Raw genomic sequence first — 20,502 nt, 5'->3', positions numbered from 1 at the left:
TAAAAGTACAGATTTATTTAATTACTTTGATCTCAAATTAACAATTAAAAAAAATTAGATTTAACAATACTTAAAACCAAACAGTTTATGGAAGGTGCACAAAAATCAAACACAGGATTAAAAGTTGGCTTAGTTATACTTGCGGTATTATTCTTAGGTACTGCATTTTATACATCTAAGCTTTACAATGAAAAGCAAGAGAACGAAAAATTATTAGTTAGCGAAAAGCAACAAGTAATGAATGATCTTAGTAATATGGCTAAAGATTATGATGAAGCGATTGCTGAAAGTGAAATAAAAAATGAAGAAATCATTGCTGCTAGAGAGCGTATTCAAGGTTTAATGGATTCTTTAAAAATTTCTCAAAATAGTGTTGGTAGCTTATGGAGGTACAAAAAGAAATATCTAGCCTTACAGGAGGAAATGGATATTTTGTTAACTGAAAATGACCGTTTAAAAGTTGAAAATGAGTATTTAGCAACATCGTTAGATAGTACAAATGTTCAATTAGCCGAACGTACGATGTTTACAGATTCGCTTTTGGTACAAAACACAGAATTAGCTACAGTTGTTAGAGATGCTGCAGCATTGCAAACAGTAGGTCTAGTAGGATTGGGAGTGATAGAAAGAAGAAGCGGAAAGCAAATTCCAACTGAACGAGCGAGTAGAAGTGATAAACTTAAAGTATGTTTTACAGTCGCTAAAAACACTTTAGCTGAGGCTGGAGACAAGGAATTGTATATACAAGTAATTGATCCAAAAAATAATGTATTAGGTTCTAACGACCAAATTGAGTTTGAAGATCAAGTGTTAAACTACAGCTTAATTAGTAGATTTAACTACGAGAATAGAAATTTAAATATTTGTGAATACATCAATGAATTAGAAGACTCCAAGTTTGAAAAAGGACGTTATAAGATTAATGTATTTAACGATAAAGAATTAATTTCCTCTTCAGAGTTTACAATGAAGTAAGAGATGAATATTGATTAATTAATAGTAAGAAAATCCAAAAGCGTACTTTTGGATTTTTTTTGTTACAACAATTGACCGTTTATGATGACCTGTTCTATAGGATTGTGCGCGAAAGCATAAGGTATTTCGCTATAATGATTCATAGGTTTTGTAATAATAAGATTTGCCTTTTTTCCTCTTGTGATACTGCCGTACATATTACTAATTCCCATAGCATAAGCACCATTTATAGTTGCTGCATTTATTGCTTCTTCAGGAGTTAGCTTTAGTTTTACACAAGCAGCACTAACAACAAAGTTCATGTTTCCACTAGGAGCCGTGCCAGGATTGTAATCTGTAGCAATGGCTAATGGTAAACCTGCGTCAATAATTTTTCTAGCTGGTGTATAAGGAATGCTTATAAAGTAGGAGCAACCAGGTAAAGCAACTGAAATGGTATCACTTCCTTTTAAAGCTTCAATATCGTCATCGTTTAATTCTTCTAAATGATCTACAGAAAGTGCATTATGTTTAACTCCAAGTGCTATGCCGCCTAAAATATTAAATTGATTGACGTGTATTTTTGGTCTTAAATTGTATTTTTTTCCAGCTTCTAAAATAGCTTCAGTGTCTTTAATGTCAAAGTAACCTTCTTCACAAAATACATCGACGTAATGTGTAATATTTAGTTTAGCAGCTTGTGGAATTAACTCTTCTGTGATGTATTTAATATAGTCTTGTTTTTTAGATTTGAATTCTTCAGGAATAGCATGTGCAGCTAATAGTGTAGGTATAATTTTGGCTAAGCTTTCTTGTTTAATTCGTTTAATAACACGTAGCATTTTCAGTTCAGCTTCAGTGGTTAAACCATAGCCTGTTTTAATTTCTACAGCACCAGAACCCATGGCTATAAGTTCATTTAATCGCTTTATTGATTGTTCAAATAAATCGTCTTCAGAAGTGTCTTGAAGTTTCTTTGCAGAATTTAGAATTCCTCCACCTTTGTTAGCTATTTCAGCATAAGACAATCCGTTAATTCTATCTACAAATTCAGACGTTCTATCACCTGCATAGACAACATGGGTATGAGAATCGCACCAAGATGGTAGCACAATTTTTCCTGTGGCATCTATAACAGTATCTGCTTCAATAGGCCTGTAGTCTTCCATTTTACCATATTCAATAATAGTATCGTGGTCTATATAGACATACGCATTTTCTATAATAGGTAAATTTTTCATAGCATCACCTTTTACAATAGTAACGTTAGAGTCGTGAACTTGTAATAATTGTTTAATGTTGGTAATTAGGATAGACATATGGATTGGTATTTTTGTAAAGATTGCTATTTTTTTGAACAAAAAAAAACGCTAGTCGTAATTTACTAGCGTTTTTAGATTTTACAAAGATGATTTTTTATTCCTTTATGAATTTTGAAGCAAATTTATTATTAAACTTAATGGTGTATAGACCACTCACTAATTGAGATACGTTAAGTGTTTCTCCATAATTTAATGTTTGTTCTAATACTTGCTTTCCTAAAACATCAAAAACTGAAATTTTAATAGTTTCATTAATACCTTCAAAGGTTAAAACATCCTTTGTAGGATTAGGAAAAATCTTTATTGAAGTTGCATCAAAATCTGCAACACTTAATGTTTCATAAAGGTTTTCAATATAATTTAGATTGTCTGCACCATAAGCATTACTTGCAATGTCTAAATCCAAATCACCATCAAAATCTGCAACAGTAAATACATAAACTTGAGATTGTGTATCGTTTATAATTTGTTCAGGACCAAAAGTGCCATCACCATTATTTTTAAACCACACCAAATCAATAACATCTCCTAGCGCACCACTACTTAATATAATATCAACTAATCCGTCATTATCTAAATCTTTAGCTTGAGCCATTGAAGGGTTGTTTGTAGAGGTCGTAAATGTTGTTTCAGTAAAACCAGCACCATTATCTTCGTACCAGTATAAATGACCAGTAGGGCCACTTCCATAAGAAATCTCAGTAGCTAAGATATCTAAGTTTGCATCTCCGTCTAAATCTTCAAAAGAGACATAAAAAAGGCCTGCTTTTCCAGTAGCAACAGATGTGGCATCTTTTGTAAATGCAACTGCACCTCCTGGAATTAAGTCGTTTCTAAAAATTTCTAAAACATCTCCAGCGTAATTTGTTGTTCCTATTAAAGCATCTAAATCTCCATCGTTATCAATATCTTTCATATTAACAACTCCAGGTCCCGACAATGTGTTATCTATTGTGCCACCAACTGTAAAGTTGCCAGATCCATCATTAGAAAGCCATACGACTTGGTTATCAGCATTAGACGTTAGAGCAATATCAGGAGTTGTTCCTGCATCAATATTACCAACAAAGATACCACTCATGCCATCATAAGCATCGGTTATCAGTTGCTCTGCACCAAAAGATCCAGTACCATCTCCTTGAAACCAAACAATTTTTGAATCAGAGCCTATAGAACCTGTATAGTTTCCATACCCAGCAGCCAAAATATCCATATGAGTGTCATTGTTTAGGTCAGCTAATTTAATACTTCCAAGATTTACTAGTGTGTTGGTAATTTCAGCTTGTTTTGAAAACGTACCGTCACCGTTACCTTTATACCATACTATTATGTTATCGGCTTCTGTACCTATTAAAATATCGATGTTACCATCATTATCCATTAGACCTGAGTCAATGGCGTAAGGAGTGTCTCCAGTAGCATTATCAATTGTTGTTTTTGGTGCCCAATCAGTTTGAGCATTTGCGGTTATAGTAATACAAAATGCTGATAGTAAGCCTAGTAGTTTTGTTTTCATAATAATTTTAGTTTGTGCTAATATATAAATTATTTCGCAGCAGATGTATTTTGTCGATAATAATTTACACTTTAACGTTATTTTAGGCTTCCTACCATATTTTCTGGTTTTACCCATTCGTCATAATCTTCGGCAGAAACGTAACCTAAATTTACAGCTTCCTCTTTTAATGTAGTTCCGTTTTTATGTGCTGTATTTGCAATTTCAGCAGCTTTGTAATAGCCAATTTTTGTATTTAAAGCCGTAACTAGCATTAAGGAGTTGTTTAATAATTCTTTAATGACTTGGTGGTTGGGTTGAATGCCGCTAGCACAGTGCTCCTCAAAACTCACACAAGCATCTCCAATTAATTGTGCAGATTGTAAAATATTTGCAGCCATCATTGGTTTAAACACATTTAGTTCATAATGTCCTTGTGTACCACCAACAGAAATAGCAACATCGTTACCCATAACTTGGGCACAAACCATTGTTAAGGCTTCGCATTGTGTTGGGTTTACTTTTCCTGGCATAATAGAACTTCCTGGTTCGTTTGCCGGAATTATAATTTCACCAATTCCAGAACGAGGACCAGAAGCCATCATTCTAATATCATTGGCTATTTTATTTAATGAAACGGCTAGTAATTTTAACGCTCCATGAGTTTCTACAATGGCATCATGTGCCGCTAAAGCCTCAAATTTATTGTCTGCTGTTACAAAAGGTAAACCTGTAAATTCGGCAATGTATTTAGCAACTAAAACATCGTATCCTTCTGGTGTGTTTAGTCCTGTTCCTACTGCTGTACCGCCTAATGCTAATTCGCTAAGGTGTGCCAAAGTAGCTTCCAAAGCTTTAAGACCATGGTCTAATTGCGATACATAACCAGAAAACTCTTGTCCTAAAGTTAAAGGTGTTGCATCCATTAGGTGTGTACGACCAATCTTTACAACCGTTTTAAATTCTTGAGCTTTTTTATGTAGTGTATTACGTAATTGAATCACTCCTGGAATTGTAGTTTCTACCACTTTCTTGTAGGCGGCAATATGCATTCCTGTTGGAAAGGTATCGTTAGAGGATTGCGATTTGTTTACATCATCGTTAGGCTGAATTGTTTTCTCGCCTTCACCAATAACTTTTCCAACAATTTGATGTGCTCTGTTAGCAATAACTTCATTAACATTCATGTTGCTTTGTGTACCAGAACCTGTTTGCCAAATAACTAAAGGAAACTGATCGTTGTGCTTGTTGTCTAAAATTTCATCACAAACTTGAGCAATTAAATCACGCTTTTCTTTAGATAATACTTCTAGCTCACAGTTTGTATATGCCGCTGCTTTTTTTAAATAAGCAAAGCCATGTACTATTTCTAAAGGCATAGATGCAGATGCTCCAATTTTAAAGTTGTTGCGAGAACGTTCTGTTTGTGCTCCCCAAAGTTTGTCTGCAGGCACTTTTACCTCGCCCATGGTGTCTTTTTCTATTCTGTAATTCATGTGTATTGTATTTATTGCATTACAAAATTAAAGGTTTTGTGAGTTTTATAGGATATAATGTATGGTTTTATTTGAACAGCTTTTTATTTAAATAGTTAATAAGTTTTATTGCTTATAAAACATTTTATCAATTCTATTTTAATGGTCTTATGATATCCTATATCATCATTAAAAATATAACTCTCCATTGTTTTCAATTTAATGAGTGTCGTGTAAGAAGGGGAAATAAATGTTGATTTTAGTCTAGCTACGTTCAATATCTTTAAAAAGAAAAGGAGTAGGTTTTATGGATGAAGCACAAGTAATATATGACAACTATAATAATATGGTAAAAACAGAACTTCAATGCACAAAGTTGACCGTTCAGTTTTTTAAAACTATTTTAGCCTAGTCTTTTTTACTTGAGAAGATATTCAAATCAATAGTATATGGCAACAAATCAGTACCTTATTAATAAGCTAATTGAAAAATTAGAATTGCTTTTTAAAAAGCAAGCTGAGTTTTCTTCCGAGATTAATAGTCTTAAAGAAGAATTGTATCGCTTAAAATCTGATGCAACTACAGAAAAACAAATTGAAGTTGAGAAAGCGGTAGAATTAGAACCTGATATTAAACTTGATATTGATGTTGATAATGAGGTTGATAAGCCTTTGGTGTTAGAATCAGATTCTGTTTTAGAAACAAAACATACAACAGAATTTATTGAACAAGAAGTACCAAAAGTTTCTTATGATACACCAAAATCAAAATCGAGTTTAGAAAAGTTTATAGGTGAAAACATTCTGAATAAAATAGGAATTATTATCACAATTATTGGTGTTGCTATTGGTGCAAAATACTCCATTGAAAATGATTTAATAAGTCCGCTAACACGAATTGTTTTAGGTTACCTAACAGCTATTGGTTTACTTGCTTTTGGAATAAAACTTAAAAAGAAATACGAATCTTACAGCGCAGTTTTGGTAAGTGGTTCTATCGTTATTTTGTATTTTATCACCTTTTTTGCTTATAGCTTTTATGATCTTATTCCGCAACTATTTACGTTTGCGCTCATGGTGGTTTTTACCGCATTTACAGTTGTTGCAGCTACAAGTTACAATAAACAAGTAATTGCACATATTGGTTTAGTTGGTGCATATGCAGTTCCATTTTTATTGAGTGATGGTTCTGGGCAAGTTGAAGTTCTGTTTAGTTATATGGCTATAATTAATATTGGCATATTAGTGCTTTCATTTAAGAAATATTGGAAATCATTATACTATTCAGCCTTTATATTTACATGGCTAATTTTCGGGGCTTGGTTCTTTTTTGAATATTACGAAGACGAACAGTTTAGTTTAGCTTTAGTTTTTCTGAGTTTATTTTTTGTTATTTTCTACATCACATTTTTAGCCTATAAGATGCTTAAAAGAGAGGTCTTTAAAAAGAGTGATGTTGTATTATTACTGTTTAATTCCTTTTTGTTTTTTGGATTTGGCTATGCTATTCTAGAACGTAATAGCATTGGCTCACAACTTTTAGGGGTGTTTACGCTTGGTAATGCTGTTATTCATTTTATTGTTAGTGTCATATTTTACAAGAAAAAACTGGGAGATAAAAACTTGTTTTATTTAGCTTCTGCAATGGTTTTAGTATTTATTACAATTACAATTCCGGTTCAGTTAAATGGCAATTGGGTAACACTTTTATGGGTAAGTGAAGCAGCATTACTATTTTGGTTAGGAAGAACAAAAGGTATTAAGGTTTACGAAAAATTATCGTATCCATTAATGTTTCTAGCATTTTTAAGTATTCTACAAGATTGGTCTTATGCGTATGATTCATTTTATGGAATTGACATAGAAAATAAAGTGACCTCAATTTTTAATATTCATTTTTTAACATCGTTGTTATTTGTTTCAGCATTTGGAGTTATTGTTTGGTTATCTATAAATAAGGAATATACTTCTGCATTAAAACCAACTTCAATTTGGTACCGTTTGTTGTCTTATGTGATTCCTTCAATATTGGTGTTTAGTGCTTATTATGCCTTTAGGTTAGAAATTGAAATGTATTGGGATCAATTATATCATACTACAGATTTATTGATTGCTACTGAGGGTAATTATAAAGAGCCCATCTTTAATTATGATTTAAGAGATTTTAAGACCATCTGGATTCTCAATTATTCTTTAGTATTTGTAGCGTTGTTAGCTTTTATTAATTTTAAGCTTATAAAAAATAAAATATTAGAGAAAATCATTTTAGGCTTAACAGTGGTGAGTATATTTGTTTTCTTAACACAAGGTTTATTAGCATTAAGTGACTTAAGAGAAAGTTATTTAAATCCTTCAGAATATTTTGCGCAAAACAGTTTTTATTTATGGATTAGATATGTGTCGTTTATATTCTTGGCCTTAGCATTATATACATGTTATAGGTTTATAAAGCGTGAGGGTATAACCAAAGGCTATAAAATGGCATACGATATTATACTTCATGTGTCTCTTATTTGGGTGTTAAGTAGTGAGCTTATTCATTGGATGAATATGTTTGAATCTACTCAATCATATAAACTAGGCTTGAGTATACTTTGGGGAGTCTATTCGTTTTTATTAATTGCTTTTGGAATTTGGAAAAATAAAATTTATTTGCGAATTGGAGGTATGGCTTTCTTTGGAATTACTTTAATAAAACTCTTCTTTTACGATATTGTACATCTTAATACCATTTCAAAAACTATAGTATTTGTGTCGCTAGGTGTACTCCTTTTAATTATTTCATTTTTATATAACAAATACAAAAACCAGATTACAGATGACGTTAACGAATAAGTTATTTATAGGGTTATTTATTGGATTTACAACTTTTTGTTCGGCTCAAATGGAAACGTATAATTATAAACGAGCTCTTAATGAGGTTACTAACGAATGGCATCAATTAATTATACCAGAAGCTGTTTTTGGAAGTTTGAAATCAGATTTTTCAGATCTTAGAATTTATGGAGTTACTAAAAATGACACTATTGAAGCTCCTTATTATCTTAAAGTATTGTCAGAGAGAATAACGCATAGATCCAGTTCTTTTGATATTATTAATAAAACCAAAGGCGATAAAGGCTATTATTTTACATTTCAGTTGCATTCAGAAGTGGTCATCAATCAAATTAGTTTAGATTTTAATGAGCATAATTTTGATTGGAAAGTAGAGTTGCAAGGCAGTCAAAATCAGCAAGAATGGTTTACTATACTAGAAGATTATAGAATTATGTCTATTAAAAATAAATCGACAAACTTTAAATTTACAAAGCTAGAATTTCCAAATTCTAAATTTCGTTTTTATAGACTTATTGTAAAGCATGATGAGCAGCCACAATTAAATTCTGCACAACTTTCTAAATACGAAACTACTGAAGGTACTTCTATTAATTATAGCATAAAAAAGTTAGAAACAATAGATGATAAAGAGCAGAAAGCAACTATTGTAAATTTAGAACTAAAGCAACCTGTTGCATTAAGTCAATTAAACATTGATGTTAGCAATACATTTGATTATTACAGACCTGTAAAAATTGAATATAGAAGAGACAGTGTAAAAATTGAAAAAGGGTGGAAATATGATTATAAAACAGTAGCTAGTGGTACATTAAACTCTTTAGAGGCTAATCTGTTTAAACTTCCTAATACAATAGCTAAGCATTTAAGAGTAACCATTTATAATGATAATAATCAACCACTATCAATTGCTGGTGTTTCTGTAAAAGGTTATGAATTTCAAATGATAGGAAGATTTACAGAGCCAGCAGATTATATGTTGGTTTATGGAAATCCTTCTGCTAGACAGCCAATCTATGATATTAATAGGTTTGAAACCAAAGTACCAAAAGATTTAAAAACTTTAACAATAGGAGCAGAGGAATTAATTGTAAAACCTAAACAAGAAAAAGTAAAGCCATTATTTGAAAATAGTTATTGGCTTTGGGGAATTATAGGTGTTGTGATGTTGTTGTTAGGAGGTTTTACTTTAAGAATGTTAAAGAAGAGCTAGTGTTTTTATTATTCATTAACAATTTTCCCATCAACCATAGTTAGCTTTCGGTCTGCCATTTCTGCTAATTCTTGGTTATGCGTAACAATAACAAACGTCTGATTAAATTCATCTCTAAGTTTAAAAAACAAGTTATGAAGTTGGTCTGCAGATTCGCTATCTAAATTTCCTGAAGGTTCATCAGCAAAAATAATATTTGGTCTGTTAATTAAAGCTCTAGCAACAGCTACACGTTGTTGTTCGCCACCAGACATGCTATTGGGTTTGTGATGAATGCGTTCGCTAAGTCCTAAATAGTCTAATAATTCTTTTGCACGATTTTCTGCTTCAGCTTTAGGTGTGTTATTAATAAAAGCAGGAATACATACATTTTCTAAAGCCGAAAACTCAGGTAATAATTGATGAAACTGAAATATAAAACCAATATTCTTATTTCTAAATTTAGCTAAAGCTTTATCGTTTAAAGACTTTATAGATTGGTTGTTAATAATGAGTTCCGTTTCAGATGTATAATCTGGTTTATCTAAAGTACCTAAAATTTGAAGTAAGGTTGTTTTACCAGCGCCAGAAGCTCCAACTATGGATATGATTTCGCTTTCTAAAATGGTTAGGTCAACACCTTTTAAGACCTGAAGATCTTTATAGGCTTTCTTAATTTGTTTTGCTGAAATTACGATATTGCTCATAAGAGGTGAAAATAATACTTAATGCATTAATCCACAAAATTAAGATGCAGATTTGTTTTTATTAAATACAGATTTAATGCCATTAAAATCAATAAAATATTGAAGACGTAATGAAAACGTGTGTTGTATAGGTTGTTCAAAAAGATTGTTTAAGCTTTCAGAATAATTATTTTGAGCAATAGAATTAGCGTTAAACAATTGGTTTCTGTATAAAGCGGTTAAAAAACTTCCAGGTGCAAATTGCCAAGAGTAATTTAAATCGATGTTCCAAGTACTAAAATTAATATTTGGAGATTCTTCAATATTACCTAATGTATAACCAGAAGCAGTTGTTAAACGACCAGTATCTAAAAGGGTAAATAAATCGTTGTCGTAATTTACAGTATCCCAATAATGTCTAAAGCTAAGTACTAAAGAGTTAAAAGGATTGAAGGCGTAGTTAGCAGAAATACTATTGGTTACAATTTGCCTGTTTCGTTCTCCAAAAATAGTTTGTTCATCTGCTTCTGTTGCATAACCACGATCACCGTTAGCAAAGTCGTAACTCAGTTCGTAAATAAGTAAGAGTTTATTGTTAACTCTAAGGCGTGGTTTAAAATCAAAATCATAAGTAAATAAGTCTCTGCCATTTTCAAATAAAGTACCAATGTTGGCGCTTAAATCTAGGGCAAATCTTCGGTTGTAATTTGATGAAATCCATCCGCCAGTGCTTACAAAATTTTCATAGATAAATGGTCTGCCATCTCTAGATTCAAAGTAATCGTTCTGTCTGCCTGGTTCTATGTTTAATCTAAAACCAAAACCATCTAATTTATTTGTTGTAGCTTGATATGTGATGCCAAAATTAGACTGCGCATATACATTAGGATCTACTAATTTATTATAATTAAAAAAGGCATTGATGCTATAATTATTTAAACTTCCGCTAGGCTCAAAGGTTTGGTACGATATATCAGAACTAAATGTGTTGTAATTATTTCTTAATAGAAGTCCAAGGTCGTTTATATTAAATTTAGTGTCTGCAAAACTGTGTTCTACACTATAGCGTAAATTACCATGAATTTTAGCCAGTTTTAAATAACTACTAAAGCCTGTTTCGTTACTAGAGTTTTGGTAGTTTACATTGCTCATTCGTAAATCGGACGCTACACTATAGGTATTGCGTTTATTAATTAGGTTAGCAACTAAAGCTGTTGCATTAGCATCTCTAAAATGACCTTCTCTAAGTACATTAGTATTAATTAAACTAACAGAAGAGTTGCCGTTAAATTGTTGGTCTACAACTAAAATATTGTAATTAGCAAACGGTTCAACTACGGTTTTGCGTTTTTCGTTAGTTAGTGTGTTTTTTATGGTAGCTGTGGTTTTTTCTGTAATAGCATTAAAAAAGCCTATACCAAGACCATTTTTTGTTCTACCAGACACTTTTACGGCATTTAAAACTTTAACGTCATTTGGTGTGTTAGCTTCTTCATTTTCGTTAAGAACAATTTTACCGCTTGGTCTATTTCCAATACGTCTAGAAAAGAATAAACCTCCTTTAGAAAATAAATCGACACCTTCTGTAAAAAATTGACGTTGTTCAGAGAAGGTTTGTTCAAAAGGACCAAGGTTTAAAACGACATTATCAAATCCTGCTTGGCTAAAATCGGGGATCAATGTTGCGTCTAAGGTAAAATTATCTGTGAGTCCGTATTTAACATCCATTCCAAATTTTAAGTCGGTATTAGTTTCTCCATCAAAACTATTAACGATACCTGTAGTAAAAGGGTAGAGGTTTAACCTAACAGGTGGTTCTATAGCTTTAAGGCCTTTTATTTCACCATGATATAATCCTGAATTACCTTGGGTGGGATCAATGGGATTCCAAGTAAATCGCGATCTAGATCGTCTAAATTCTCTATGAAATTGAACTCCCCAAGTCGGTTCTTCTTGATCTGCAAAACGTAATGTTCTATATGGGATTTTCATTTCTACAACCCAACCGTCGTCCATCATTTTAACAGCACTATCCCAAACACCATTCCAACCAAAATCCTCTCCAATAGTTGGATTAACTATAGCATCTGCTTGCTGGCCAGAACTAAAAACATAAAACGAAGTATCATTTTGAGCATCGTTATTGGGGTTTAGAACAAGTATAAAGTAGTCGGTTTGTCCAAAATTATCTCTACTAGTGAGTTGATTCATTATTTTAGTAGGATCATCATATAGGTAAGCTGCAACATAGATGGCTTTATCATCAAACGTCATCTTTACTTCTGTACGTTCGTTATGTGGAGCTTTTTTACCAATTTCGGGTCTGTTAGAAATAAAACCAGTAGCCGTTTCAGTATTTTTCCAAATAGTATCGTCTAAAATGCCGTCTATTTTTGGTGCTATTGCTGTACGTTGAATATGTAATACTTTTTTATCTTGAGCTATACTGATTTGTACATAACATAAAAATGTAAGCAAAAGCGTTAAAGAGCGAGCGGTCATAATTGGTTTAGTCGTTTAGAATACAGATGTCATTATTTAGCGGTTATTACATCTGTATCGCCACAAAGCTAAGTTCTCAAATTAAGCAAAGCTCTTAATTAAACGTTAAATATAAAGTGCGTAAGCCACTTACCGTTTAGTACTAGAAAATGATATTCATATATTATTTGGAATAATTATTGCTTTAAATTAGCTAGTAACTAATAGAATATATGAATAAATACAAAAAATTAATAATAGGCATTCTCCTTGATGGTTTAGGTTTGGTCTCATTTATAATTCCAGGTGTCGGAGAATTTTCAGATATCGTTTGGGCTCCAGTTTCGGGTTGGTTAATGACTAAATTATATGCCGGCAAGGCAGGTAAGGTAGCAGGACTTATTACCTTAGTAGAAGAAGCGCTGCCAGGCTTTGATGTGATACCAACATTTACATTAATGTGGTTTTACACTTATGTTTTTAAAAGAGAGAAAATTGAAAATAAAACATAAAAAAAGCACTCAAAATGAGTGCTTTCTTTAACTGTATTACAAAATAAGATTATTGAACTTGTATTGGAAATGTTACTTCTACATCTGTACTACCACCAGCATTTATAGAGGTTCCATCGTTTGGTTTTGTTGGTTCGTGAATTAATTCTATAGTCAATGAACCTGTTCCGGCATCGCCTGTAACAAATGTTGTTGCTATTCCAATAGGATTACCATCTTCATCTATATCATTTTTACTAATTGTAATGTCTGAAATTGTAGTTGTGTAAAAGAACTCATGATCATCGCCTTCGTCTTCAACTTCTAAGGTAATATCATCAGCAGGATTTTCGGTTTCATTTAATAGTTTGATGGCACCTGTATATGTTGTGTTTGCTGTTAATGGACCAGACACATCATAAGTTCCATCTGCACCACCTTCTCCGTCTAAATCTTGAAACTCTAAAGTAACAATATCTGTACCATTAGTAAGTGTATAGCGTACTGTAGTGATAAGTTCTTCTTCATGATCATGATCGTCATGGTGTCCATCGTCGTCACTAGAGCAGCCTACAAATGCTAAACTTGAAACAAAAAGTAAGGCTAATAATTTAATTGTATTTGTTGATTTGATATTTTTCATCATTTTAATTTTTGAGTTAATAATTGATCTTTATTTTTAAGTTAATGTTTCTGCCCAATTCATTAGCAAAATACCTTTGTCTATTTAAGTACTCATTGTACTTTGTGTTAAATAGATTTTCGACATTTAATTCTAATTTTAATGTTCCTGTTTTAAAAGCTTTAAAGCTAACAGAGCTATTAAAACTAAATAATGAATACGCAGGTGGAGTAGAGCTAATGTCTACATACACATCTTCTTGTAGTATTGGGTTAAATGTATAAAAGTTATAATCTGGAAATTTATTTTGTTGTAATACAGTTTTGTGAATTAAATTAATGGATAATTGATTTAACTCGTCATTATAATAGGATATACTATTCGTAAAATTTGTTGAAGGCATATGTATAAGTGGTATGTCTTGGCTAAGGTTTTCACCTTTTAAAAGACTTATACTGCCTTTGTAATTAAATTTATCGGTGATTTTTTTATTGACATCAATATCAACACCGAAAATTTGTGCATTAATCTGATTATATTCCCATACAGGAAACGCTCCTCTAATGGTTGTGGTAATACCAACAGGAATAAGTTGAATATAATCGTTAATAGCTTTAAAATACGGACTGATTGAAAATCCAAAATTCTGATTATTTCTTTCTAAAGACGCCACGAACTTATTCGCGATTTCTTTATTAAGGGTTAATAAACCAGTTTCTATTCTCGCAGCACTATGATGTAAACCGTCGCTAAACAATTCTGATGGGTTAGGTACTCGCGTTGCCAAACCATAATTAACAAATAAGGATATGTCGCTATTAAATTGCTTAGAATATCCCAAATTGGCAGAAATGTTATGAAATGTAAATTCCGGACGTGTTAAAATCTTAGAATTATCTATATTATTAGTTTCAAATTGCGGAAATAATTCATCGTAATTATACGTGTCATTCCAATCTGTTAAATTATACCGCTTTTCAGCTTCAATTCTTGTAAAATCGTAACGCGCTCCAGCACTTATTTCAGAAGACTCATTTAAGTCATAATTTCCAATCATATAAATACTTGCATCATACTTTTGAAAATCAGGAATTAAAGGACTTATTCCAGTACCTGAAACAGCATCATTTTGCTGATAACGCACTAATAAGCCTGTATCTATTTTAATATTATCAATAGCATCTATATTCAAATTAGTCTGTAAAGAATTTGTGAATAATCTAAGATCTATAACAGGAGTGTCTGCTAAATTACCTCTTCTTAAATCGAATTCTTTTCGTCTGTTAATTTGCATATCATATTGTACCGATAATTTCCCAAAGTTCTTAAACCGCTTATAGGCTTCAATCTTTGCTAAATGATGCAAAATATTTTGTTTCGGGTAATCAATATTATATGAGAAATCTTCAATGACACGTGGTTCTCTGCTATTTATTGCAGCAACCAAATCTCCGACATTACCAATGTGTGATGCTTGTAAAATAGCGAACTCATTACTCACAACACTATAGTAGGCATCAAAACCCTTTTCAAAAGTTCTGTAGCCGATTCTTGCAGAGGCATTGCTATTTTTTAAACCGCTATTGGTTAAATAATAGTCAGGTGCTTTAAAATCTCCGAATTGTTTGTAGCTTGCTTGAATTCTACCATAAAATCCAGATTTATAGGTTTTAACCAGTTCTGAATTTATATTACCACCACGTCCATTTGAATTTAATGATAACATAGTGCTACCAAATAAACTGTCTTGAGCAACGTATTTTTTAGGTTGTACAAGGATTAATCCTCCAATGGCATCACTTCCATACTTTAAGGTATTAGCTCCTTTAATCACTTCAACTTTATTACTAGAATTAATATCAATGTTTGGTGCATGTTCATCTCCCCATTCTTGGTCAAACATGCGTACATTATTATTAATAATTAATAAACGGCTGCTGTGTAAACCATGTATCATGGGTTTTACAATAGTATTTCCCGTATTTAGTGAAGACACACCACTTACCGAATTTAGAGCATCACCTAAGGATTTATCGGTGTATTTTTCTAAATCTGCTTTATTAATAGTTTTCTCTATACTAGTACCTTCTGTTTTTAAATGAGAATTCACCACAACTTCATTTAGTTCTTCTAAATGGTGTTCTAAGGAAATAATTTTAAAAACATCATTGTCAATGGTATATGAAACAGTTTTTGTTTCGCATCCAATATGAGAAATAGTTAATGTTAAAGTGCCAGAGCAAAGGTTTTCAATTCTGAACTTACCATCAAAATCTGAAATTATATATTTATCACTTTCTTTAATGTAAATAGTAGCAGATTCAATGGGTGTGCCATCATGAAAATCTTTGACTTCACCTAAAAAAATATAGCTGCAGTTTTGACTGTAGCTAAAGCCAGAAATAGCTATAACTAAGCCAATAATTATTGATTTCATTCAAATAGATTTTATGAGAGTATTAGAAAATTTTTATTCTAACTCACATGAGGAGGTCCTCTTACAAATCGTGTGGAATACTGATAACTTTTTAAAGAATTATAATATGAAGACAGCTGTTCTGTTGCTGTTATTTTTGTAATTATTTCATAGTTGTTACAGACTAGAAATAAGTTGTTTGTGAGTTTGAATTTATAAAAATCACAATCTAAATCAGATTCATGAAAGTGAGTTTTAAGCGCGTTGTCTGAATCACAGACCTGATGTGAATGATGATTAAAAGCATGGGTTAATTTTACAGCAGAAGGTAACAACACAGAAAGCATTAGCACAATTGCTAATGTTTTAAAAAGTGATGTTATTACTGTTTTTGTTTTCAATCTAAAAAGCGTTTAAATCCGAACCTTCGTAGCATTTTCTTTTCAAATTCCCAGAAAAATTTAAACTGACCAAAAAGCCATCCAAACATTACTAATAGAATTTGGTAGAAAATGAGCCCAATAATAATAAATAAAAACCAATAGAGAATAGGGTTTAAGTTTTCTTTAGTAATTCCAATAAGCTTTATTATGGGTCTTCCAACAAATAAGGATGATGTACCTGTAAAGGCAAATACCATAAAGACACGGATCATTTCCCATTTATAATCGAGAATCCATTTCTTTTCTAATTTTTTAAATATGAATAACGTTAATTTTAATAACAGAAAGAAAACAAAAATAGAAGCGACCAAACTCAGCGTTAAACCGTAGTTTTCTAAAAAGGCATTAGAAATTTTAAAAGCAGAATACCCTAAAATAACCAAACCAAAAAAGGGAAATAACAACTGCCAATTGTGTTGAATTTCCCAATGTTTTTTAAATTTTTCCATAGCACGAATATCGTGCTGCAAAATTAGTAAATTATGATGGTTTTCTATACTAAATTCTAGGTGTAAAAGAAGATAGTTTTTGCTTGTATGTTAATTGGAAATAGATAAAGTAGTTATATAGCTTATAGTTTATTTCATATCCATAATCTGTACGTGTATCATAATCTATACGTAATTCATAAAGGTTTGGGTCGTAAGTTTGAGGTTGCATATTTCTTTGATTCCATGATTGTACAAATATGGCATTTCTAGATTCTAAAAATTCTTGAGAATAATAACCTTCAGGTCTTGCAGTACTCGCTAACCATGTGTTAAATCCTGGCTCTATAATAATAATTTCGTAATCGTTTTCATCACTATTTATATAAACGGTATCGCTTTGCACTAAGCTATTTTTGTTCTCATTATTAATGGTTTGGTTTGTGTTATACGATTTGCAACTAGCAATTAAAACGAGCACAATAATAAATGGAATAATCTTTTTCATGTTTTTTTGTTTTTTTTGATGGATAGAGAGGTTTACTATTACTCATTTTTTTTTATTTATAATAATATATTAAACGGCCTCGTTCCATAAATATTAAAGGTATTAAAAATTGTTAGTGTATTTATGTTTTTACTTCAAATTAACACTACAAAGCAAGGTGATATTTACTGTTTTTACAACCTAAATTATGTGAACTGACCATTTGAGTGCGTTAACGTATCTTTTCTGAAAGGTAAATGTTGTAGAATAAAAAAAAGCAGCTCGTTTGAGCTGCTTTTTAATATTTTGAATGGCATTTTATTTTCCGAATAAACCGCCTAAAAGACCGCCAATTCCTCCTGAGCTTTTATTTCCTCCGCCTAAAACCATACCAGCGACATCATCGATAACACTACCGTCACCATCGGCGTCTAATATTTTTTCTAGGAAACTTTGTTCATTGGCAGTATCGTTACCTCCAAGTAAACCACCTAAAAGGCCACTAATATCATTTTGTGAGCTTACATTATTTTGGCTAGCTTGTTTTCCTAAAACACCCATTAGTATTGGAGCTGCTACTTTTAAGATGTTAGCGACAGATCCTGCATCTAAACCAGCTTTTTGACCAATAACTTGTTCTACACCTTGCTGCTTACTTCCTAATACATGATTAAGGATTTTAGCTCCATCATCTTTTACATTATCATCAACACCACCACCAAACAAACCTCCGAGGTTATCTAAAATGCTACCATCATGCTTGCTGCTTAATGCTCCCATAAGTCCAGCTGCTCCATCTGGAGTAGAAGCGTTACGCTCCATTGCTTTCATTAATACTGGTAACGCCATTGTTAATACGCTACTTGTTTTATCTTGATCGGTTCCTGTAGAACCAGAAACACCACTAATGATGGTTTTTCCTAAGTCACTGTTTAATAAATCTAAAATTCCTGCCATTTTGTTGTATATAATTAAGGTTAATAAAATTAAGCATTGTGTAAGGTACAAAAAAAAGTCCCACGTTAGTAGGACTCATTTTATTTGCTTTGGTCACATTTAAATGCTTAACCTAAAATATTTATAATTTGTTCTGCTAATTCAGTACCAATTCTGTCTTGTGCTTCGTTGGTTGCTGCTCCTGTGTGTGGTGTCAATGATAATGCAGGATTCATTAATAATTGTACCTCAGGCTTAGGTTCTTTTTCGTATACATCTAAAGCTGCTCTAGCAACTTTACCGCTTTCTATTGCTTTTACTAAAGCAACTTCATTAACAACTCCACCACGTGCTGCATTGGCTATAATTACACCGTCTTTCATTTGGTTAAATTCGGCTTCGTCAATTACGTAGTCTTTTTGTGCTGGTACATGCAAGGTTAAAAAATCGGCTTGTTTTAAAACTTCTTCTTTTGAAATGGTTGTAATTTCAAAATTTAGTTTCTGACCATCAAAGAAATCTAATTGTAAGTCTGCTTTTTCTAAAAACGGATCAAAGGCTACGACTTTCATTCCGGCACCAATAGCCACTTTAGCTGTTGCTTGTCCTATACGTCCAAAACCTAAAACACCTAAAGTTTTACCTTTTAATTCGGTGCCTTTAGCATAAGATTTTTTTAAGCCTTTAAAGTTAGCATCACCTTCTAATGGCATATCGCGATTAGAATTATGTAAATAACGTGCTAAACCATAAAAATGGCCAAATACCAATTCTGCAACTGAGTGTGATGATGCTGCAGGCGTATTTATCACTTTTAAACCTTTGCTACGTGCGTATTCTACATCGATATTATCCATACCAACACCGCCTCGTCCTATAATTTTAAGGCTTGGACAGTTGTCAATAATATTTTTTCTTACCGTTGTAGCACTTCTTACTAATAAAACAGAAATGTTATTTTTATTGATATAGTTTTCTAATTGTTCTTGTGCGACTGTGGTTGTTAATACTTCGTAACCAGCTGCTTCTAAAGCGTTAATTCCACTTTGAGAAACTCCGTCGTTTGCTAATACTTTCATTGAAAAACTTGTTTTTCATTTCCGTAAAACGGAAACATTAAATTTTGTTATAATTATTTTGTGATGCGATTCCCATTTGTATGGTAGCTCACTTTAGGCTTTGCTCTCTAATTCACTCATGACTTCAACTAAGGCCTTCACACTATCTAATGATAGAGCGTTGTACATTGAAGCTCTGTAGCCACCAACACTTCTATGACCATTAATGCCATTAATACCAGCTTCTTTAATCATAGCTTCAAACGTTTCCTTAAGATTTTCGTTTTCTAAAGTGAATGTTGCATTCATCATAGAGCGATCTTCTTTTACAGCGTAACCTTTAAATAGTGGGTTTAAGTCAATTTCAGAATACATTAAACGTGCTTTCTTTTCATTTAACTCTTCAATGGCTTTAATACCTCCTAAGTTTTTCAACCATTCTAAGGTTAGCATAGATGTATAGACTGCAAAAACAGGTGGAGTATTAAACATACTGCCTTTACTGATATGTATTTTGTAATCCATCATAGAAGGAATTTTACGCGATACTTTTCCTAAGATGTCTTCTTTTATTACAACTAAAGTTGTTCCGGCAGGTCCCATATTTTTTTGAGCGCCTGCGTAAATCAAATCAAATTTTGAAAAATCTAATTGACGTGAAAATATATCACTACTCATATCACATACTAAAGGAACAGGTGAGTTTGGGAAACTCTTCATCTGTGTTCCAAAAATGGTATTGTTAGAGGTACAGTGAAAATAATCGTAATCCTCTGGAATATCATATCCTTTAGGAATATAGTTGTAGTTGGCACTTTTTGAAGAGCCTACTTCATATATATCATCATAGATTTTAGCTTCTTTAATAGACTTGTCTGCCCAAGTACCTGAATTTAAATAACCAGCTCTTTTTTCTAAAAGATTTAAGGCTACCATTAAAAATTGTGTACTTGCACCACCTTGAAGAAATAAAGCTTTATAACCCTTACCTTCAAGACCTAACAATTCTAATGCTAAGGATCTAGCGTTTTCCATAACATCTACAAAAGGTTTGCTACGGTGTGAAATTTCTAAAAGCGATAAACCATCGTCAAAATTTAAAACAGCTGCTGCTGCTTGTTCTATTACTGACTTTGGTAATACGCATGGTCCTGCACTAAAATTATGTTTTTTCATTGTATA

Annotated in this window: 17 protein-coding genes; 4 read left to right on the top strand and 13 right to left on the bottom strand. The window is 32.1% G+C overall.

The features are described from left to right. Window positions 1–87 precede the first annotated feature (87 nt). Window positions 88–975: a chromosome partitioning protein ParA gene (locus ABD730_RS09800; protein ID WP_215925772.1), complete on the top strand. Its 888-nt coding sequence runs from the start codon at window positions 88–90 to the stop codon at window positions 973–975. 62 nt (window positions 976–1,037) lie between these two features. Here the strand turns inward: ABD730_RS09800 and hutI are convergent, their stop codons facing one another. The 3 genes from hutI to fumC form a co-directional block, all read right to left on the bottom strand. Then, on the bottom strand, window positions 1,038–2,273 hold the full coding sequence (gene hutI / locus ABD730_RS09795; RefSeq protein WP_344714246.1) for an imidazolonepropionase: 1,236 nt from the start codon (window positions 2,271–2,273) through the stop codon (window positions 1,038–1,040). Window positions 2,274–2,370: 97 nt separating this feature from the next. Continuing rightward, window positions 2,371–3,792, bottom strand: coding sequence for a T9SS type A sorting domain-containing protein (locus ABD730_RS09790; RefSeq protein ID WP_344714244.1), 1,422 nt, complete (start codon window positions 3,790–3,792; stop codon window positions 2,371–2,373). Window positions 3,793–3,869: 77 nt separating this feature from the next. Further along, a complete protein-coding gene (gene fumC, locus ABD730_RS09785; protein ID WP_334469336.1) occupies window positions 3,870–5,267 on the bottom strand; it encodes a class II fumarate hydratase in 1,398 nt (465 codons plus the stop codon). A gap of 428 nt (window positions 5,268–5,695) precedes the next feature. On the opposite strand from fumC, the gene ABD730_RS09780 reads away from it, so the two are divergent. Beyond that, on the top strand, window positions 5,696–8,080 hold the full coding sequence (locus ABD730_RS09780) for a DUF2339 domain-containing protein (protein ID WP_344714242.1): 2,385 nt from the start codon (window positions 5,696–5,698) through the stop codon (window positions 8,078–8,080). After that, on the top strand, window positions 8,064–9,293 hold the full coding sequence (locus tag ABD730_RS09775) for a DUF3999 family protein (RefSeq protein ID WP_344714240.1): 1,230 nt from the start codon (window positions 8,064–8,066) through the stop codon (window positions 9,291–9,293). The genes ABD730_RS09780 and ABD730_RS09775 overlap by 17 nt, the downstream gene beginning before the upstream one ends. 8 nt (window positions 9,294–9,301) lie before the next feature. Here ABD730_RS09775 and ABD730_RS09770 read toward each other — a convergent pair whose 3' ends face one another. Both ABD730_RS09770 and ABD730_RS09765 read right to left on the bottom strand, forming a co-directional pair. Further along, a complete protein-coding gene (locus ABD730_RS09770) occupies window positions 9,302–9,979 on the bottom strand; it encodes an ABC transporter ATP-binding protein (protein WP_334469330.1) in 678 nt (225 codons plus the stop codon). A gap of 39 nt (window positions 9,980–10,018) precedes the next feature. Beyond that, a complete protein-coding gene (locus ABD730_RS09765; protein WP_344714238.1) occupies window positions 10,019–12,460 on the bottom strand; it encodes a DUF5916 domain-containing protein in 2,442 nt (813 codons plus the stop codon). 212 nt (window positions 12,461–12,672) lie between these two features. On the opposite strand from ABD730_RS09765, the gene ABD730_RS09760 reads away from it, so the two are divergent. After that, on the top strand, window positions 12,673–12,951 hold the full coding sequence (locus ABD730_RS09760) for a hypothetical protein (protein WP_215925764.1): 279 nt from the start codon (window positions 12,673–12,675) through the stop codon (window positions 12,949–12,951). Between the two features lie 49 nt (window positions 12,952–13,000). On the opposite strand, the gene ABD730_RS09755 is transcribed toward ABD730_RS09760, so the two are convergent. From ABD730_RS09755 to serC, 8 genes are all read right to left on the bottom strand, one after another. Next, window positions 13,001–13,576, bottom strand: a complete 576-nt coding sequence (locus ABD730_RS09755) for a type 1 periplasmic binding fold superfamily protein (protein WP_334469327.1) — start codon at window positions 13,574–13,576, stop codon at window positions 13,001–13,003. Window positions 13,577–13,589: 13 nt separating this feature from the next. Continuing rightward, window positions 13,590–15,989, bottom strand: a complete 2,400-nt coding sequence (locus ABD730_RS09750; RefSeq protein WP_344714235.1) for a TonB-dependent receptor — start codon at window positions 15,987–15,989, stop codon at window positions 13,590–13,592. Window positions 15,990–16,027: 38 nt separating this feature from the next. Further along, window positions 16,028–16,369, bottom strand: a complete 342-nt coding sequence (locus ABD730_RS09745; protein WP_344714233.1) for a hypothetical protein — start codon at window positions 16,367–16,369, stop codon at window positions 16,028–16,030. Next, on the bottom strand, window positions 16,366–16,860 hold the full coding sequence (locus tag ABD730_RS09740; protein ID WP_215925761.1) for a DUF6787 family protein: 495 nt from the start codon (window positions 16,858–16,860) through the stop codon (window positions 16,366–16,368). The genes ABD730_RS09745 and ABD730_RS09740 overlap by 4 nt, the downstream gene beginning before the upstream one ends. Before the next feature lie 49 nt (window positions 16,861–16,909). Beyond that, window positions 16,910–17,347: a DUF6146 family protein gene (locus tag ABD730_RS09735; RefSeq protein ID WP_334469319.1), complete on the bottom strand. Its 438-nt coding sequence runs from the start codon at window positions 17,345–17,347 to the stop codon at window positions 16,910–16,912. A gap of 297 nt (window positions 17,348–17,644) precedes the next feature. Continuing rightward, the gene (locus ABD730_RS09730; protein WP_215925759.1) at window positions 17,645–18,283 is read right to left on the bottom strand and encodes a DUF937 domain-containing protein; all 639 of its coding nucleotides are present in this window, start codon (window positions 18,281–18,283) and stop codon (window positions 17,645–17,647) included. A gap of 107 nt (window positions 18,284–18,390) precedes the next feature. Continuing rightward, window positions 18,391–19,341, bottom strand: coding sequence for a D-2-hydroxyacid dehydrogenase (locus tag ABD730_RS09725; protein WP_334469316.1), 951 nt, complete (start codon window positions 19,339–19,341; stop codon window positions 18,391–18,393). A gap of 93 nt (window positions 19,342–19,434) precedes the next feature. After that, window positions 19,435–20,496: a 3-phosphoserine/phosphohydroxythreonine transaminase gene (serC, locus tag ABD730_RS09720; protein WP_215925757.1), complete on the bottom strand. Its 1,062-nt coding sequence runs from the start codon at window positions 20,494–20,496 to the stop codon at window positions 19,435–19,437. Window positions 20,497–20,502: the final 6 nt, after the last annotated feature.

Origin of the sequence: Winogradskyella damuponensis, assembly GCF_039538385.1 — a bacterium.
Lineage (GTDB): Bacteria > Bacteroidota > Bacteroidia > Flavobacteriales > Flavobacteriaceae > Winogradskyella > Winogradskyella damuponensis.
Note: the sequence above shows the minus strand (reverse complement) of the source record. Positions and strands in the feature narration are given on the sequence as shown.

Coding starts and splice junctions, on each gene's coding strand:
- ABD730_RS09730 (WP_215925759.1), bottom strand. CDS start 18,283: ATGGCAGGAATTTTAGATTTATTAAACAGTGACTTAGGAAAAACCATC.
- ABD730_RS09755 (WP_334469327.1), bottom strand. CDS start 13,576: ATGATGAAAAATATCAAATCAACAAATACAATTAAATTATTAGCCTTA.
- ABD730_RS09790 (WP_344714244.1), bottom strand. CDS start 3,792: ATGAAAACAAAACTACTAGGCTTACTATCAGCATTTTGTATTACTATA.
- ABD730_RS09760 (WP_215925764.1), top strand. CDS start 12,673: ATGAATAAATACAAAAAATTAATAATAGGCATTCTCCTTGATGGTTTA.
- ABD730_RS09740 (WP_215925761.1), bottom strand. CDS start 16,860: ATGGAAAAATTTAAAAAACATTGGGAAATTCAACACAATTGGCAGTTG.
- ABD730_RS09775 (WP_344714240.1), top strand. CDS start 8,064: ATGACGTTAACGAATAAGTTATTTATAGGGTTATTTATTGGATTTACA.
- ABD730_RS09735 (WP_334469319.1), bottom strand. CDS start 17,347: ATGAAAAAGATTATTCCATTTATTATTGTGCTCGTTTTAATTGCTAGT.
- fumC (WP_334469336.1), bottom strand. CDS start 5,267: ATGAATTACAGAATAGAAAAAGACACCATGGGCGAGGTAAAAGTGCCT.
- ABD730_RS09765 (WP_344714238.1), bottom strand. CDS start 12,460: ATGACCGCTCGCTCTTTAACGCTTTTGCTTACATTTTTATGTTATGTA.
- ABD730_RS09780 (WP_344714242.1), top strand. CDS start 5,696: ATGGCAACAAATCAGTACCTTATTAATAAGCTAATTGAAAAATTAGAA.
- serC (WP_215925757.1), bottom strand. CDS start 20,496: ATGAAAAAACATAATTTTAGTGCAGGACCATGCGTATTACCAAAGTCA.
- ABD730_RS09800 (WP_215925772.1), top strand. CDS start 88: ATGGAAGGTGCACAAAAATCAAACACAGGATTAAAAGTTGGCTTAGTT.
- hutI (WP_344714246.1), bottom strand. CDS start 2,273: ATGTCTATCCTAATTACCAACATTAAACAATTATTACAAGTTCACGAC.
- ABD730_RS09750 (WP_344714235.1), bottom strand. CDS start 15,989: ATGAAATCAATAATTATTGGCTTAGTTATAGCTATTTCTGGCTTTAGC.
- ABD730_RS09725 (WP_334469316.1), bottom strand. CDS start 19,341: ATGAAAGTATTAGCAAACGACGGAGTTTCTCAAAGTGGAATTAACGCT.
- ABD730_RS09770 (WP_334469330.1), bottom strand. CDS start 9,979: ATGAGCAATATCGTAATTTCAGCAAAACAAATTAAGAAAGCCTATAAA.